Here is a 16,178-nt window from a genome sequence, read left to right as displayed (position 1 = left end):
AAGCGCACTCCATATCTATTTATAATTGAATTAAATAAAATAGCAACCATAGTAAAAGCAGGATCCTAGCTAGTTTTTGTATTTTTAATAAACTTTGCGCTTATAAAGTAGGCACTTGAACTTAAATATGCATTTTTTACTTTACCTTTGAAAAAAGCTCTTTATAATTCGTCGACATTGCAGGGGCGTAGTTCCAATTGGTAGAACAGCGGTCTCCAAAACCGACGGTTGGGAGTTCGAATCTCTCCGCCCCTGCCATTTCTTTTATCTTACCTAATTTTGTTGTTACACTAGCATCAGTTTTGATTCATTTGGCTTTATATGAACTCTATCGAAGCAACAATATTTGATGTTGAGTTGCTACAACTTAATCAGCACTATCAACATCTCGTTTTATCCTCGGCTGACACGCAAATGTGCAATGACGTTCAAGTTATTGAAACCACTCAAGCATTGACTGACTTAAATCGTGTTTTGACGGACTACCAGATACAAGTTGTACACAGCGATTCACCTGAAACGCTTTTGTTGTCTGATGGGACTTTGCGCTTTTCATCGGTCAAAATGACCATTGAGAATAAAAAAGCGTTGTGGCTAGCATTAACTCGGTATTTTGATGAGCATACAAGTATTAAATAAACAGCATTTAGACGCCATGATGGCGATTGAAGTGGCTGCAAATCAGTTTCCTTGGTCGTACAAAAATATGGAATCGTGTTTTGGTGGCCGGTATTTTAACTTTGGTTTTTTTATAGCTGATGAGCTGGTCGGATTTTATATTGGCGAAATTGCAGGTCCAGATATCACTTTAATGGATATTTGTGTTGATCGTAAGCTTCAAGGGCGGGGCATCGGTGAAAAACTGATAGCACACCTAGTTGCAGAAGCCGAAACTCAATGCGCAGAAAACATTTTTTTAGAAGTGCGAGCCAGTAATCAGGCCGCGATTAACCTTTACGATAAAATGGGCTTTTGCGAAATGGGGATCCGTAAAAACTATTACCCAACGGCGCAAGGCAAAGAAGATGCAGTGTTAATGGGGCTTGCGTTTAACCCATTTGCAATACATACGTAATTGACTTTTCTAGTTTCAAAAATTGATAATCAAGGGATTCTTGGTTTTTATTCTTTAAGCAGTTTTCTAATTCCGAAGCTGCTTCACTAATATGAGTAAACCCGAAACAGCCTGCACTGCCTTTGATGCTGTGGGCAAGAGCAGCGAGCTGTTCCCAATCTTTTGCGCTATAAAGCTCGATTAATTCTTGATGTAGGTGAGGCATTTTGGCTTTGTAGTTATTGCTTATTTGTTTAAATTGATCGCTCTTTAGGACTTCTTCCCACTCTTTATTTGAATCGTGTTGTAGGCTTAAATATTTTTCAAGGGTGTTTTCGAGTTCTTGTTTATCGATCGGTTTTGCTAACGATTCGTCGCAGCCAGCAGCGAGATATGTATCAATGTCATTTTTCATAACGTTGGCAGTCAATGCGATAATAGGGCCATCATATGCTGTGTTACGCAGCATTTGTGTCGCCTCTAGCCCACCCATTACAGGCATTTGCATATCCATTAGAATGAGGTCGTAATCATTTTTAAGTGCCAGTTCAACCGCTTGCGCGCCATTGTTTGCAAAATGAGGCTCAAGCCCCCACTGTTCTAGCAATAGACGAATGAGCTCTTGATTATCAAGGTTATCTTCTGCAACGAGTATATGAGCTTGATAATGCGTGGCTTTGAAAGGGGTTTGTGAAGGCTTCAACTGAGCTAAGTCAGCTGCAGATTTTATTACTTCAACAGGAATGTGTTCATTATGTGCGGCAACGGTAATGGTAAAGCAGCTGCCTTTAGTTAACTCGCTACTGACCTCTACATCTCCGCCTAGAATTTGCGCCAGGTTTTTCGAGATACATAAACCAAGCCCTGTGCCACCAAACTTTCGGGTGGTGCTAGAGTCTGCTTGTTCGAAGGGTTTAAAAATACGTGACAACTCTTGGGTAGACATACCAATACCCGTATCTTGGACTTTAAACTCTATCTGACTTAAGTCTTGTTGGGTGTTAATTGAGAGTGTTACTGAGCCTTCGCTAGTAAATTTCACTGCATTGGTGCAGACATTGAGCAAGACTTGTTTTAAGCGAGTAACATCACTGTTGATAGTTCGTGGCAGTGGGTAATGATAATGAACATTAAACTCCAGTTGCTTGTCTTGTGCTAACACCTCGACCACAGAGGTAATGTCATCAATTAATTGGTTTATCTCGAGCGGCTTTTGCTCAACTTCTAGTTTTTCAGCTTCAATTTTTGACAGATCAAGAATGTTATTGATGAGCTCGAGTAAGTGACGAGAGTTCCGTAACACAGTATTAAGATGCTGTGATTTTTTGTCGTCAGGCTCTTTGGTTAGCATTTGTTCTGTGAAGCCCATAATCGCAGTTAGAGGGGTTCTAATTTCGTGACTCATATTGGCTAAGAAACGACTTTTTAACTGGCTTGCTTGTTCGGCTTGATTCATGGCTTTTTCAAGTTGGTGGTTCATCTTAGCCAACTCGTGCGTTCGTGCGGACACTTTTTCTTCTAGGTGCTCTTTATAATCTTCAAGTTGTCCTTGGTAATGGCGAATTTGACTGACCATGTGGTTAAAGTCTTGGAACAGGGAGCCCATTTCATCTTCACGCTCGATAGGTAGCAGGATTTTTAGATCACCATCACCGACTCTGTGACTGGCTTCTGCGAGCATTTCGAGCGGAGTTAAGAGTAAAGAACGTACGACGATAAAGATCAAAATGGGTAAAAAAATCACAGATGCCAATACCACCAAGGCGGTGAATAATGTGATGGCTTTACCCGATTCATAAAGGATGTTTTTTGGGATGGACGATACATAGTAAGCACCGCCATTCATTTGGCTGGCATAAATCATCCGTTCTTCATCATCAAGTGTATTGAGTTGCAGTTCAATGAGGTGAGCTCGCTCAGCTGCGTTTACTATGTTTTTATATTCAAATTCAGTTAAAAACCGCCCAAGCTTACTGAAATCTGAGCTAAATAGAATTTTACCCTCGTCGTTTAAAACGATATTGAGCGTATTTTCAAAAGGGGTCTCTAAGATACTGGTGTTTAAAACTGATGGGTCTAAGTGCACAATAAGATAGGCTAGTAGTTTCGGGCTTTCTAAGTGGTAATCTGCTTTGAAAATTTGTTGTGCAAAGTAGAGTGAAGTTGCGCCTTGCTCATTTTGAAACATAAACTGCTGGCGTCTAATAGAGCTGTTTTTTAAATTATCCGTAAAGTGGTAGCTATCAGAGGTTGCAAATAAATCACTAGAATAAAACGCAATGCTTTTACCGTCGGGTGTAATTAAATCAATGCTCAGAATATCAGGGTAGGCATCGGTATAACTGACAAAAACATCGAGTAAATTACCGGGGTTAACCACTTTGTTTTTGGTTTTATTTTCATAATCGTCAAGAAATTCAAACAAAACCGGCGAGTTTGAAAGCAGCTCTGTTGTCGCATGAAAAGACTCGGTGTAATTGAATATTTTTTGTTGTTGTTGATCTACGAAACGACTTACGCTGAGCTCTGCCTGACGTTCTGTAAATTGTGTGACATTAGAGAGTGCGAAACCGCCTAGAAATAATAATGGTACAATCACAAGCGGGGTTACATACCAGAGTAACTTGATACTAAGCTTGCTTTTGATCATTATTTATCCCTATATCCTTATTAGTACTTGTTTATAACACTAGGTGATTTAATATTAAATAGTTATGTTTGGAACATAGCAATTTACGAGATGTTTTTTAACTACATTGAGAGTATTTAATATTAGTATGACGCAGGGGTCGCGGCAAAATAAAAATAACCAATTAAAACACAACGTGATGATGTTGTGTTGTATGTGCTTTTTGCTCCTGCCAAAACTCTCACTCTCGTCTGAACTTCCTGCGAGCTTACAAGTTATTTTAGTGTCAAAGATTTTATCTTACGAAGCTAAACTGAACAGCAAAGAGAGCATTTCAATTTATGTCTTAGCATCGCCAACGATTTACCAAGCATTTCATAAGCTAAAAGTAAAAGGGTACAGCGAAATTCAAATCAATAACCTTGAGATTGGCTCTCACCTGCCTAACTCGACATTTGATTTAGTTTATATAGCCGATGAAGAACAGCTCGACGCAGCTGTGGAATACGCAATTCAAAATAACGCGTTATTAATTTCAAGTAACCCTGCTTGGGTAAAAAAAGGGGTGACATTAGGGTTAGGAGCCAAAGATGGGCGGCCTAAATTTTATATTAATTTAACCACGAGTACCGCATCAGGCCTCCAGTGGGATGATAAAATTTTGTCAATTGCACAAACTTATCGTTAGTCGGTGCCTACTTTTTCTGCTTAAAATGTCACCTTAATATTGGCCGCAATTGTGCGACCGGGCTGCGGGTGGTAAGGTGGGGTAAAGCCATTCGGGTTAATGTTATATTCTGGATGATAACTCGCTATGTCACTGCTCCCATCTTGGCGGCCCACCCCTAAATATTGTTTATCAAATAAATTGTTAACTAACAACTGAGGGGTGATAGTCATGGTTGATGAGCTAAAGCCATGCCAACTGAGCACTAAGTTGGCGAGAGTGGCACTGGGTGCTTTGTCGATGAAGTAGCGGTTACTTGGTGGCACAGAGCGTGATAAAAGGTGATTAACTCGTAAGTTAATATTTAGTTTTTGTTCAAAAGTGTCGAGACTGACTCCCCAATTGATTTTATGTTTGGCTGTGTGCTGAAGTGATAATGTACTGGCGTTATTTGTACCGTCAGTAAATTGATAATTGGCATAAGTTTGGATATATGGCGAGATGTTCCAATGGCTATCGAGTGAAAAGCCATAAGTATCGTTACTTTGACCATTGATATAAACACTGCCCCCTTCGCTGTCTTGGGCTTGAAGGGTGATTACATCATCTTGTTGACTATAAAAAATGGCTGCTTTTAGACTGGCATCATACGAATCGTTGTTCGACACCCAGTGGTTCACGATTTCATAGGTGTTAATTGATTCAGGTTTGAGGTGATTATTGCCTCTGAATTCATCGGTTAATTCAAATATAGTTGGCTCCCGAAAAGCTTGGCCATATAAAAACTTAATGCGCCAATCTACACTTTCTATTAGGCGATCTGCATTATAAATCAACGCTAACCGTGGGTTGATGGTCGAACCGTATTCATCGCTCTTGTCATAACGCAACCCGAGGGTGTAATTGAATAACTCACCAAATTTATTTTGATATTGTGCGTAAGCTGCGTGCTCATCGACTAAGTTGCTACCAGAGTGCGCGTATTGGTTAAGCCCACCTCCTGAAGCTGCACTTTCCCAATGCGACTGAGTTGAAGCATCTTTGCCACTTTGATATTGCCCAAGTGAGATCACATGATTCATTTTATCTGACTGTTGAATTCGGTAGCCAAAAAGCCAACTCGAGTTGATTTGATTAAGTTGTATTTGCTGTTCAAATCCAACTTGACTGTTGGTGCTGTGGTAGCTTTTTACTAAATCGACAAAGCGATAACTGTATTGAAAACCGGTTTGAGGCAACTGCTTGTTTTCTCGGTACCAAAGCTTAGAAGTTAAAAGCGCATAGTGATTGATTTGGTAGTCAACATCGAGGGCAATATGAGCGGCTTCATGGTGCTTTTGAAAGCTTTCTGCACGCGTTTGATATTCAAAACCCGCCACATAACTCCCTAAGCCTTGTTGCTGTACCCATTTATTAAAAGCAAGGTTGATTCGGGTCACCCCTTGGGTTTGGTTCGTTGGTTGCCAGGTTGCTTTGCCTCGCAGTGCCCAATCTTTCGATTGGTTGTTAAAGCCTGCTGGTTGGAGTTGCTGAGCGAAAGGGTTTGGCGCATCTGTGATGTACTGACCATTATTGTAATCTTGCGTTTGCGTCAGTGGCCAAGGGAGGGCGCTAAAATAGCCTGCAGGATCATAGCGTTTTAAACCTGAGTCACCCTCGGTTTCTGAGAATCTGCCAGATGCTTGCAAATACAATTCACCCAGCTGACTGTCGACCACAAAGCTCGATGAGTGAGAATCGTTTTGACCAAATAATGTTGAGAATTGATCGGTTACTTCTTCATCGCTGGCAGCGGTTATAAAGTGAATGACGCCAGAATAAGCATTGGCTCCGTAACTGGCAGAGCCTGGGCCCTGAATGATTTCAATTTTCTTTAAATCAGCAAAAATTTGCTGATTTCCCCATGGCTGTGACCAATTAAAACCAATGTGGTTTTGCACCACACCATCGACAAGAATGAGCAGTTGCACATTACCTGGAGAACCGCCAATTCCTCTATTGATGCTATGGGTGGTGTATTCTCCTGCACTGTCTTCGATATTGGCAAAGTCAAACCCGGGCACATCACGTAAAACATCAATTAAATTTTGGTAACCGCGTTGTTGAATAGTGTTAGCTGTGACTACGGTAATATTCGCTGGGGCATCAATGATTTTTTCTTTTGTGCGGCTTGCACTAATGACTTCTAAATTAAGCAATTCATTAAGAGACATGACATGCAGTGTTTCTAAGCTATATAACTCATTTTCATCGGCAGTCGATGAAAATGCGCAGCTAACTAATAAAAGTACTGAAGATAAATGCGTATAATTCATTGAATAATTTATTAATTACAGTGTATTAAATTAACTTAGCATATCTTGCTAAATATGTTTATTAACCAAACGAATAAAATGCAATGAATTGCCTTTATTTTACTGCTTTTTAAATTGGAGCTTCTCGAAAGGTTTGGCTGAAAAGAGGTTGGATCTAAGTGGTTGCTACTGCGTTTCCAGCAAACGTTGTGTCTGGGAATATTCACTTTTAAAAATCAACAGACCCTAGTTAAAATAATGGTTTGGTATTATAATCGAAGCCATTTTTTGATCCTTAAATTCAGCAATTGGCGGTTTTAATGTCCAGTGTTTCTACTGAGGTGGCCAAACGTCGCACGTTTGCCATTATCTCACACCCGGATGCGGGTAAAACAACGATTACAGAAAAAGTCCTTTTATTCGGAAAGGCATTACAAAAAGCTGGGACTGTAAAAGGCCGAGGCTCTAATCAGCATGCTAAATCTGACTGGATGGAAATGGAAAAAGAACGGGGTATCTCAGTAACGACCTCTGTTATGCAATTTCCTTATAATGATTGTTTAGTTAATTTACTCGATACTCCCGGGCACGAAGATTTCTCGGAAGATACTTATCGTACATTAACAGCTGTTGACTCATGTTTAATGGTGATAGATGCGGCAAAAGGTGTTGAAGAACGTACCCGAAAGTTGATGGAAGTCACGCGTTTACGTACCACTCCGATAGTCACGTTTATGAATAAATTAGACCGTGATATCCGCGATCCGATGGAGGTCATGGATGAAGTTGAAAACGAATTAAACATCGCCTGTGCGCCAATCACATGGCCAATCGGCTGTGGTAAAGAGTTTAAAGGTGTTTTTCATATCCATCGCCAAGAAGCGATTTTATATCAAACAGGCCAAGGCCATACGATTCAAGAAGTGCGCACAGTGGCTGGGTTGGATAACCCTGAGCTTGACCAAGCAATAGGCGAAGATTTAGCCGAACAATTGCGTGAAGAATTAGAGTTAGTGATGGGTGCTTCTCATGAGTTTGATTTAGCGCTGTTCTTAAGCGGTGAGTTAACCCCTGTTTATTTTGGTACTGCGCTTGGAAACTTTGGCGTTGACCATGTTTTAGATGGTTTAACAGCTTGGGCACCGCAGCCTTTGCCTCGTCAAACAGAAGAACGTGAAGTCGTGGCAACAGAAGAGAACTTCAGTGGTTTTGTCTTTAAAATTCAAGCAAATATGGACCCAAAACATCGTGACCGCATCGCTTTTATGCGCATTGTTTCGGGTAAATATAGCCAAGGCATGAAAATGAGCCATGTTCGAATTGGAAAGCAAATCAGTATTTCTGATGCGGTTACCTTTATGGCGGGCGATCGTGAGCGAGCTGCTGATGCGTATGCTGGCGATATTATTGGTTTGCATAATCATGGCACGATTCAGATCGGTGATACGTTTACTCAAGGTGAAAAAATTAAGTTTAGTGGTATTCCAAACTTTGCACCGGAACTGTTTCGTCGTATTCGTTTACGTGATCCACTTAAACAAAAGCAGTTACTCAAAGGGTTAGTGCAGTTGTCTGAAGAAGGGGCGGTGCAAGTATTTAGACCACTGATCAATAATGACTTGATTGTTGGTGCGGTCGGTGTGCTGCAGTTTGATGTAGTTGTAGCTCGTTTGAAATCAGAATATAACGTCGATGCGTTATACGAAAGTGTCAATGTAAACACTGCGCGCTGGGTGTCGAGCACCGATAATAAAAAGTTTGAAGAGTTTAAGCGTAAGTGTGAAGCGAACTTAGCACTGGATGGGGGTGATAACCTAACGTATATCGCACCGAGTCGCGTGAACTTAAACCTTTCGATGGAACGCCACCCTGACGTGAGCTTCCATCAGACTCGCGAAAATTAACCCTGATGCGGTGTGAGATCACACCGCTGTTTGCGTGTTTTAGATTGCATGATGCAATCGATATTCTAATGACATAGCTGGTGCTTCAAGGTTACCGGCGACTATAAGAGAAAGATAATGAATATTCGTCAATTATTAGTCGAAAGAGCCATCGCCGCGATGGTCGCTGCAGGTTTACCTGAAGACACAAACCCTGCGGTCACACAAAGTACACGTCCTCAGTTTGGTGATTATCAAATTAATGGTGCAATGGGCGCTGCGAAAAAACTAAAAAGCAATCCTCGTGAATTAGCCCAAAAAATTATCGATAATCTGCAGCTTGACGATGTGGCAGCTCAGCTTGAAATTGCTGGACCAGGCTTTATCAATATCCATTTAAAGCCAGAGTTTTTAGCGAGTCAGTTAGTCAGTGCAAATCAAGATGAAAAGCTGGGCGTCAGTCCTCATGCAACTACACAAAAAGTTGTTGTGGATTATTCATCGCCAAATTTAGCCAAAGAGATGCACGTTGGTCATTTACGTTCGACCATTATTGGTGATGCTGTGGTGCGTGCGCTTGAATTTCGTGGTGACACCGTTGTGCGTCAAAATCACATGGGTGATTGGGGGACGCAGTTTGGCATGTTAATCGCGCATCTTGAAGATTTATTAAATCAAGGTATCGACTTAGAAGCCGTTGCTTTGGCTGATTTAGAGTCTTTCTACCGTGATTCGAAAAAGCGCTTTGATGATGAAGATGGGTTTGCAGACAAGGCCCGTGATTATGTCGTGAAGTTACAAAGCGGTGATGCGCACTGCGATAAGTTATGGCGTTTATTCATCAATACATCAGTGAAGCACTCTGCTGAAGTGTATCAAAAATTAAATGTCACACTCAGTCAAGACGATATTATGGCTGAAAGTGCCTATAACGATCAGCTAAACACGATTATCTCGCTATTAAAAGAGAAAAACATCGCGGTTGAATCGCAAGGGGCACAAGTGGTGTTTTTAGATGAGCTGGCCAATAAAGACGGCGAGCCATCGGCCTTTATCGTGCAAAAATCAGGTGGTGGTTTCTTGTATGCGACAACAGACTTAGCCGCGTGTAATTATCGTTCAAATACTCTGATGGCTGATCGCATCTTAATATTTGTTGATGCCCGTCAGAGTTTGCACTTTAGTCAAGTTGAATTAACCGCGCGTAAAGCCGGTTTACTACGTGAAGAGACAAGTTATGAGTTCTGTCCATTTGGCACCATGATGGGTGAAGATGGCAAACCATTCAAAACGCGCAGCGGCGATACAGTTAAACTTGCTGATTTATTAGAAGAAGCTATTACTCGTGCGGCTGCAAAATTAGCTGAGCGTGAATCAGACTTATCTGAGCAAGAGCGTGCTGAAATCGCTCGTAAAGTTGGTATAGGCGCAGTGAAATACGCCGATTTATCAAAAAATCGCACCAGTGATTACATTTTTAACTGGGATACAATGTTGAGCTTTGAAGGCGCAACTGCTCCTTATTTACAATACGCGTATATGCGCGTAAGAAGCTTATTCCGTAAAGCGAATGTTGATGTCAGCACCTTAAATGCAGCCATTACCATTGCAGAGCCACAAGAAAAAGCATTAGCGCTTAAGCTATTACAATTAGAAGAAGTGCTGGATCAAATGATCAATGAAGCGACGCCGCACGTATTGTGTTCGTATTTGTATGAGTTAGCGAGCTTATACATGACATTCTACGAAGCGTGCCCAGTGCTAAAGAACGATGTACCTCCAGCGCTGAGAGACAGCCGTTTGATGTTATGTAATTTAGTCGCTAATACCATTAAGCAAGGGCTTGATTTGCTCGGTATTGAAGTGATGGAGCAGATGTAACCCTTCAACATTAACAGCGCTCCGGCGCTGTTTTTGGCTGTTATGTATCATTTTTTGCTTGGGATGAAAAATGCAATTAGAAGACATTAGACGTGAATATTTAAAAGATGGGCTTGATCGTGACATGTTAAACGACAGCCCAATTGCGCAATTTGAAATCTGGTTAGAGCAAGCAGTTGCAGCTGATTTACCAGATCCGACCGCGATGGTTGTCGCTACAGTGGCTCCAGATGGTCAACCTTCACAGCGCATTGTGTTACTCAAGCATTTAGATGAGCAAGGATTTGTGTTCTTTACAAACACAGAGTCACGCAAAGCGCAGGAGCTGGCTCAAAACCAAAAAATTTGCTTGCACTTTCCTTGGCACCCATTAGAGCGTCAAGTAATCGTTTATGGTACGGCCAAGCCTTTATCTAATTTAGCGGTTACAAAATATTTTTTATCTCGCCCAAAAGAAAGTCAAATAGCCGCTTGGACGTCGGCACAAAGTCGCCCTATTTCGTCTAAACAAGTACTGTTAGAAAAGTTCGCGCAAATGAAAAATAAGTTTTCTCAAGGCGAAATTCCACTGCCTTCATTTTGGGGGGGGTATTGTATTGAGCCTCATCAAATTGAATTTTGGCAAGGAGGCGCACACCGTCTGCATGATCGTTTCATGTATAAAAAGCAAGAAAATGGTGAGTGGTCGATTGAACGATTAAACCCGTAAACTCATCTATTTTATCATGCCTAGACTGATAGACTCACATTGTCATTTTGACTTTTCTGTATTTGATGGCCAAAGAGTACAGATGGTTGAACAGTGTAAAGCGCTAGGGATTGAACGGCTCATCGTGCCGGGTGTCGACTTAAAACAATGTCAGGCATTGATTGGTTTCAAAGGTCAGTTTTCTGATTTTGTTGAAGTCTCATTCGGTTTGCATCCATACTTTATCAAGACTCACAACTTAGATTCGATGAGCCAATTAGTGCAATTATGCAGGCAAAACCAGCAAGCCATAGTTGCAATTGGTGAATGTGGTATCGATCGAAGCCAGCCTGATGTGGCCCTTCAATCTCAGCTATTTATTCAGCATATTAAACTTGCTAATGAACTCGATCGCCCGTTGATTGTGCATCATCGGCAAAGCCATGATTTAATCCAAGCTGCTTTTAAAAAAACCAAGCCGAAGTTTGGTGGCGTAATCCATGCATTTTCGGGAAGTGAGCAAATCGCGAATTATTATTGCAATTTAGGCTTTAAGTTGGGGGTTGGAGGGATCATCACTTATGCAAGAAGCCGCAAAACTCAGCAGACTTTGGCTCATGTTCCGCTTTCATCTTTAGTGCTCGAGACTGATGCTCCTTCGATGCCATTAGCTGGCGCACAAGGTCAACATAATTCTCCATTGGCTTTAGCCGAAGTACTGAAGTGTTTGCAAACACTTAGATCTGAACCTGCCGAGCAAGTTAGCCAGCAAGTCTATCAATCTACTAGAGATATTTTTCGAATATAGCGCATGACTTGCCATCGCTTGATGGTGCGGGCGATTAACCAAGTGCCAACAACACATAAAATCAGCATTAAGCCAATTTGCCGTCCAAGCTGGTGGAAGTACGAGTGGCCTTCATGCATGGCCGCCATCGATAAGTAGGTCAATCTAACAAACCCTAATCGTTTTCCCGATTTAGATGTGATGGGCTCAATCACAGGAGTCAGTAATTTTGAAATACCTGGTAAAGCTTTGGGTTGGTTGAGCTGCTCTTTATATAAGTAGCCATTTGCACTTTTGCTGATCAGTTGGCCGTGTTTATCAAAAATGGCGGCTGATTGTACATACGGATCTTGTACTACATTATCAACAATACGTTGTAAGGCGGTATTATCATCTTCTTTGATTGCATCGCGCGCAGTGAGCGACATTTGTAATGCTAAACTGCGAGCGGTCGTATGTGATTGTTTGAGTAAGATTTCGTGGCTTTCAAAACTGGTATTAAAAGCAATATTGATAAAAATAAACAGGCAAAGCAGCGCCAGGCTCAAACGAGTGATCCTTTGATAAATGGATGCGACAGCTGGATTTTGTAGTTGTGTTTTTTTCATAATGCCCAATACCTTACTGACAGTGTGCGCATTTCTTGGTAAAAATGCAATACAGTAAAAGGTATATCACATGGCCTTGAGCATTCACCCACTTTATACAGGAGTAATACATGCCTTCATTTCCATGGGCTGCAATACATTCAAGCCTCAGCCACCCTTCTTTAGCTCAAAATGAATGGCAAACATTTCAACTTACTGATGAAGCATTTAACGTCGAACGAGATAAAGAACTCTCGTATTTGTTGGTTTTTGGTACAATATTGGATGCAATAGAATTTGATGTTTTGCATGAGTTATTGACCCATGCCAAAGTGCCTGTCGTCAATGCGGCGGTATTTCAACCGACTGAAACGTTGCTTCCTGCGGTGGTACTAGCCTTCAATGGCGATACAGCAGAAATAAAAGCCCAGATAGACACATTCCAATCACGTGTAACAGGGCAATTAGCTGTGGTGACACACGCACCGACTGTACATGAAGCAGGGTTATTAGTGATGGATATGGATTCTACTGCTATCGAAATAGAGTGCATTGATGAAATAGCCCGATTAGCTGGTGTCTATGATGAAGTGTCAGCGGTTACAGCACAGGCCATGCAAGGTGCCTTGGAGTTTTCAGAAAGCTTGCGGATGCGAGTAGCAAAACTAAAAGGCATTAAACAATCTTTAATTGATGAATTAAAACAACAGCTTCCACTGATGTCTGGCGTTAAAGAACTTTGCCAATATTTACAACAACACAATTGGAAGCTCGCTATTGCATCGGGTGGATTCATCCCATTTGCCGAGCAAGTCCAACAGTTACTGAATTTAGATGCCATTCATGCCAATGAATTAGAATTTGAAAATCAACGATTAACAGGAAATGTACTCGGGGTGATTGTTGATGCGCACGAAAAAAGCCGCTTTTTACAGCAATATGCAGACACTGTAGGCATAAATATTGAACAAACAGTTGCGATGGGCGATGGCGCGAATGATTTAGTCATGATGGCTACTGCGGGGCTTGGCGTTGCAGTACACGGCAAGCCACTTGTTGCAAAAACGGCTGATGTTGCGATTAATACCGGATCATTGTTGCAAGTCGCGTACTTTTTAAGTTTCCCTAGGTTGATTGATTAAGTTTGTCTAACCAGCGTTGTTTGCGGATCTGCATGTTTTTTATAATGCTAGGCTCGATATGATAGCGCTGGAATAGTTCTTGAGTAATTTCAATCATTTCTCCGACACACACCACTGACCATAATTCTTCTTCTAATATTTTGGCTTTATGAATGGCATAGTGACTGATATAACTTAGCTCTTTGGACAAATACTCAGTATCGGGGCGTCCGGTACGCGATAAGTAAATCCGAAAACCAAAAAATAAATCTTGTGTTGCTGAAGCGGCAATAAAGCTTTTTTTAGTTATCCCTGTATATTCCGTGGGCATAAAATCACACATCATGGCTTTTTCAATGTTTTTTATTAATGGATTAAAGCGAATGTATAAATCGATTTGTAGTGGTGGATCTTGGCGTTTAAGAGCTTTTAATCGGGGTACAAAAATATCATTAATGGCGCTTTCTGGTATGAAATGTTCAATTGAAAAATGATCATTGAGCAAATCAAAGTGCTGGAGTAACAAATGGCAACTGTTCGGATACAAACCTTTACCAATGGCGCCAATTTCAAAATGAGCGCCTTTTTTATGCATGTAAAAAGGAAATTGGCAGACATTTTTGGTCGCCATGTTACGTAAAGCGCTGGAAAGGCCTGGCGTCTTGGGGGAGTCTGCGGCTGCTTGGAGTTTTTCTCGGTTATGGGCAATCAATTGAGTGAAAAACAGTGTCCCTTGATGCTGCATGTCAGGAGTCGGGTGATAACTTCGTAAATTGATTATTGTTTTGGTTTTACTCACCGCCATAATTTCGTAAGGCAACTTACTTAATTGATGCTTTTTAGTGATTTTTTGCATGTCAGGTAACGCAACCAGCAAGAGATCACCTTTCTCATACAGAGTTGGTTCTGGCAGTTCTATTTGTAAGCCATTTTCTGATAAATCTAAGGTATGCGCGGTAATTTTCCCACCTTCTTCTTGTTCGAGCTCAATGGTCGTCTTATACAAGTAGCGGGTCTCACTGCGTAAATTTACGTATTCGAGTGCTACAGCGTCAATGTTGGCATAAGTTTTTTGTTTGGCGTGGCCAAACTGTTTAAGGGCGTTGACTTGCTCTTTATTGTAAGTGTTTTTTTGGTACTCCTGAGAAGCCGATTTAGAAGTGATATCAGTGAGTAAGGTAATAAATTGAATATTCTGAATAAAGCTCTGAACTCGAGCTGAAGGCGGCTTATTAAATTTGGCGATATCAGCACTGGCACTTTCAGGAAGTGATAAAGGGATAAAGGCATCGGCTTCGATAGTCGGCAGCATTTGCAAGTTAAATGTACGCCAGCTATTTTTTTGGCTACCAAAACCAAAAAATAGCGCTTTAAGTGCCGGCACCAAGTCGAGCTCTTGCGCTGTCGATGAATAGAAATAGACTTTTCCGGCGACAATGTGGGTAAAGCAATACAATATTGTTGACTTCACTTGACCTGATTGCTTAATGATCGAACTTAGCCGTTTAGGGTTTAAAATACTCGATAATACCGATTGTTTGGTTTCATCAGTGAAATAACGCAAAGTATTAATATTATTTTCATTGGTCAAAGAGAGTGAAGGGGTCAATACCTGATTTTTATCACTGATATAAAGAAAAAGTGAGCTCACACGTGGCAAGTAGTATTGCTCATAGCCTTTAACGATCACAGCTTCGAGTGTATTGTCGAGGTTCACTTTATAGCGGCGTTTGTTGCCATGAATAAAGCTACGTAAAAAATCATCAAAACTGGCGCTGTTTTCGGCATAAGTTCGCTTCATCCGAATGTGATTGGTGTCTTCGCTTACCGGTTCAATTGCCACCACTTCGTATTGCACGCCTTCTTTTAAACCGAGTTCGAAATCTTGTTCGAGCCCAACCAAACGAATATTTAATTTTTGCCCTGCCTTAAGTTGATAGCGCATCGGCAGTTTGACTTTACAGCCACTCACAGAAATATCAGAAGTATTGGCTTCGACAGTATTTTTGGCCGAAATATGGATCTTCACACGAATAGAGTAATTCATGCGTTCTTCACTGCGTGTTTCATAGGAAGCAAACTCGACCAAATGGGTGAGGGCTTTTTCTTTTTCGGGTTCTTTGACATTGATGGGAGCGTCAGTACCAAGCGCCTTGGCTTTGCGTTGCATGACTTTGTGATTATTGTCAGTGTTCATCACTGACTCATACACAGCTAAAGTGTAGGAGCCATGCTGTTTTAATGCTTTTTCAAACACTTCGATAGCAAGATCGTCCATAAAGTGTTGCTTGCCATTATGCTCATATGGTCGAACATCACCGGTCACTTGACCACGTAAATCAATAAATCGTTGCACAGGCTGTGACAAGCGATTCATTTCCATTTTTAATAAGAATTGGTCAGGTTTAGATAAAGCTTTGGTTTTATTTTGAAAAATTTTGTCGAAATTGGGTGCGCCGAGTTTGTCTCGAAGTTCTTCGATTATACTTTGATACTTAAGCAAGACATCATCTGGCATAAAAATCCATCACCTTTGTATTTGAAAACACTGTATAATTAGAATATTGAATCACCACGTAGTGAATAA

12 protein-coding genes and 1 tRNA gene are annotated in these 16,178 nt (G+C 41.1%); 9 read left to right on the top strand and 4 right to left on the bottom strand.

Translation table 11 applies throughout. From position 1 onward, the window contains the following. The first annotated feature begins 181 nt into the window (after positions 1-181). The 3 genes from AC3KVK_RS12915 to rimI all read left to right on the top strand — a co-directional run bounded on the left by AC3KVK_RS12915 (position 182) and on the right by rimI (position 1,075). Positions 182-258: transfer RNA gene (locus AC3KVK_RS12915), tRNA-Trp, on the top strand. Positions 259-321: 63 nt separating this feature from the next. After that, positions 322-639: a hypothetical protein gene (locus tag AC3KVK_RS12910; RefSeq protein WP_490311578.1), complete on the top strand. Its 318-nt coding sequence runs from the start codon at positions 322-324 to the stop codon at positions 637-639. Continuing rightward, positions 617-1,075, top strand: a complete 459-nt coding sequence (gene rimI, locus AC3KVK_RS12905; protein WP_490311577.1) for a ribosomal protein S18-alanine N-acetyltransferase — start codon at positions 617-619, stop codon at positions 1,073-1,075. The genes AC3KVK_RS12910 and rimI overlap by 23 nt, the downstream gene beginning before the upstream one ends. On the opposite strand, the gene AC3KVK_RS12900 is transcribed toward rimI, so the two are convergent. Then, the gene (locus AC3KVK_RS12900; RefSeq protein WP_490311576.1) at positions 1,050-3,704 is read right to left on the bottom strand and encodes a hybrid sensor histidine kinase/response regulator; all 2,655 of its coding nucleotides are present in this window, start codon (positions 3,702-3,704) and stop codon (positions 1,050-1,052) included. The genes rimI and AC3KVK_RS12900 overlap by 26 nt on opposite strands. A 193-nt stretch (positions 3,705-3,897) precedes the next feature. Here AC3KVK_RS12900 and AC3KVK_RS12895 point away from each other — a divergent pair, with 193 nt between their 5' ends. Continuing rightward, entirely contained in the window at positions 3,898-4,371 is a 474-nt protein-coding gene (locus tag AC3KVK_RS12895; RefSeq protein WP_518526914.1) for a YfiR/HmsC family protein, read from the top strand. 20 nt (positions 4,372-4,391) lie between these two features. Here AC3KVK_RS12895 and AC3KVK_RS12890 read toward each other — a convergent pair whose 3' ends face one another. After that, positions 4,392-6,665, bottom strand: a complete 2,274-nt coding sequence (locus AC3KVK_RS12890; RefSeq protein WP_490311574.1) for a TonB-dependent receptor plug domain-containing protein — start codon at positions 6,663-6,665, stop codon at positions 4,392-4,394. A 299-nt stretch (positions 6,666-6,964) separates the two neighbouring features. Here AC3KVK_RS12890 and prfC point away from each other — a divergent pair, with 299 nt between their 5' ends. The 4 genes from prfC to AC3KVK_RS12870 all read left to right on the top strand — a co-directional run bounded on the left by prfC (position 6,965) and on the right by AC3KVK_RS12870 (position 11,904). Beyond that, entirely contained in the window at positions 6,965-8,548 is a 1,584-nt protein-coding gene (prfC, locus tag AC3KVK_RS12885; RefSeq protein ID WP_490311573.1) for a peptide chain release factor 3, read from the top strand. Between the two features lie 117 nt (positions 8,549-8,665). After that, complete coding sequence (gene argS / locus AC3KVK_RS12880) at positions 8,666-10,408, top strand: arginine--tRNA ligase (protein WP_490311572.1); 1,743 nt, start codon at positions 8,666-8,668, stop codon at positions 10,406-10,408. A 70-nt stretch (positions 10,409-10,478) separates the two neighbouring features. Beyond that, positions 10,479-11,117 carry a pyridoxamine 5'-phosphate oxidase gene (gene pdxH, locus AC3KVK_RS12875; protein ID WP_490311571.1) on the top strand — a complete coding sequence of 213 codons (639 nt, stop codon included), beginning with the start codon at positions 10,479-10,481 and terminating at the stop codon, positions 11,115-11,117. Positions 11,118-11,199: 82 nt separating this feature from the next. Then, positions 11,200-11,904, top strand: coding sequence for a TatD family hydrolase (locus AC3KVK_RS12870; RefSeq protein WP_490311570.1), 705 nt, complete (start codon positions 11,200-11,202; stop codon positions 11,902-11,904). Here the strand turns inward: AC3KVK_RS12870 and AC3KVK_RS12865 are convergent. Next, the gene (locus AC3KVK_RS12865; RefSeq protein WP_490311569.1) at positions 11,874-12,491 is read right to left on the bottom strand and encodes an AhpA/YtjB family protein; all 618 of its coding nucleotides are present in this window, start codon (positions 12,489-12,491) and stop codon (positions 11,874-11,876) included. The two genes, AC3KVK_RS12870 and AC3KVK_RS12865, sit on opposite strands and share 31 nt — an antisense overlap. 110 nt (positions 12,492-12,601) lie before the next feature. Between AC3KVK_RS12865 and serB the strand changes: the two genes are divergently transcribed. Continuing rightward, positions 12,602-13,612, top strand: a complete 1,011-nt coding sequence (serB, locus tag AC3KVK_RS12860) for a phosphoserine phosphatase SerB (protein ID WP_490311568.1) — start codon at positions 12,602-12,604, stop codon at positions 13,610-13,612. Here serB and AC3KVK_RS12855 read toward each other — a convergent pair. Then, positions 13,596-16,109 carry a PilZ domain-containing protein gene (locus tag AC3KVK_RS12855; RefSeq protein WP_490311567.1) on the bottom strand — a complete coding sequence of 838 codons (2,514 nt, stop codon included), beginning with the start codon at positions 16,107-16,109 and terminating at the stop codon, positions 13,596-13,598. The genes serB and AC3KVK_RS12855 overlap by 17 nt on opposite strands. Between the last annotated feature and the right edge of the window lie 69 nt (positions 16,110-16,178).

The sequence above is a fragment of the Pseudoalteromonas sp. J2K-J979 genome (assembly GCF_058169715.2).
This window is presented reverse-complemented; position numbering and strand designations above follow the sequence as displayed.

Excerpts from the sequence above, each read along its gene's own strand:
- AC3KVK_RS12910 (WP_490311578.1), top strand. The coding sequence starts at position 322 with ATGAACTCTATCGAAGCAACAATATTTGATGTTGAGTTGCTACAACTT.
- rimI (WP_490311577.1), top strand. The coding sequence starts at position 617 with ATGAGCATACAAGTATTAAATAAACAGCATTTAGACGCCATGATGGCG.
- AC3KVK_RS12900 (WP_490311576.1), bottom strand. The coding sequence starts at position 3,704 with ATGATCAAAAGCAAGCTTAGTATCAAGTTACTCTGGTATGTAACCCCG.
- AC3KVK_RS12895 (WP_518526914.1), top strand. The coding sequence starts at position 3,898 with ATGTGCTTTTTGCTCCTGCCAAAACTCTCACTCTCGTCTGAACTTCCT.
- AC3KVK_RS12890 (WP_490311574.1), bottom strand. The coding sequence starts at position 6,665 with ATGAATTATACGCATTTATCTTCAGTACTTTTATTAGTTAGCTGCGCA.
- prfC (WP_490311573.1), top strand. The coding sequence starts at position 6,965 with ATGTCCAGTGTTTCTACTGAGGTGGCCAAACGTCGCACGTTTGCCATT.
- argS (WP_490311572.1), top strand. The coding sequence starts at position 8,666 with ATGAATATTCGTCAATTATTAGTCGAAAGAGCCATCGCCGCGATGGTC.
- pdxH (WP_490311571.1), top strand. The coding sequence starts at position 10,479 with ATGCAATTAGAAGACATTAGACGTGAATATTTAAAAGATGGGCTTGAT.
- AC3KVK_RS12870 (WP_490311570.1), top strand. The coding sequence starts at position 11,200 with ATGGTTGAACAGTGTAAAGCGCTAGGGATTGAACGGCTCATCGTGCCG.
- AC3KVK_RS12865 (WP_490311569.1), bottom strand. The coding sequence starts at position 12,491 with ATGAAAAAAACACAACTACAAAATCCAGCTGTCGCATCCATTTATCAA.
- serB (WP_490311568.1), top strand. The coding sequence starts at position 12,602 with ATGCCTTCATTTCCATGGGCTGCAATACATTCAAGCCTCAGCCACCCT.
- AC3KVK_RS12855 (WP_490311567.1), bottom strand. The coding sequence starts at position 16,109 with ATGCCAGATGATGTCTTGCTTAAGTATCAAAGTATAATCGAAGAACTT.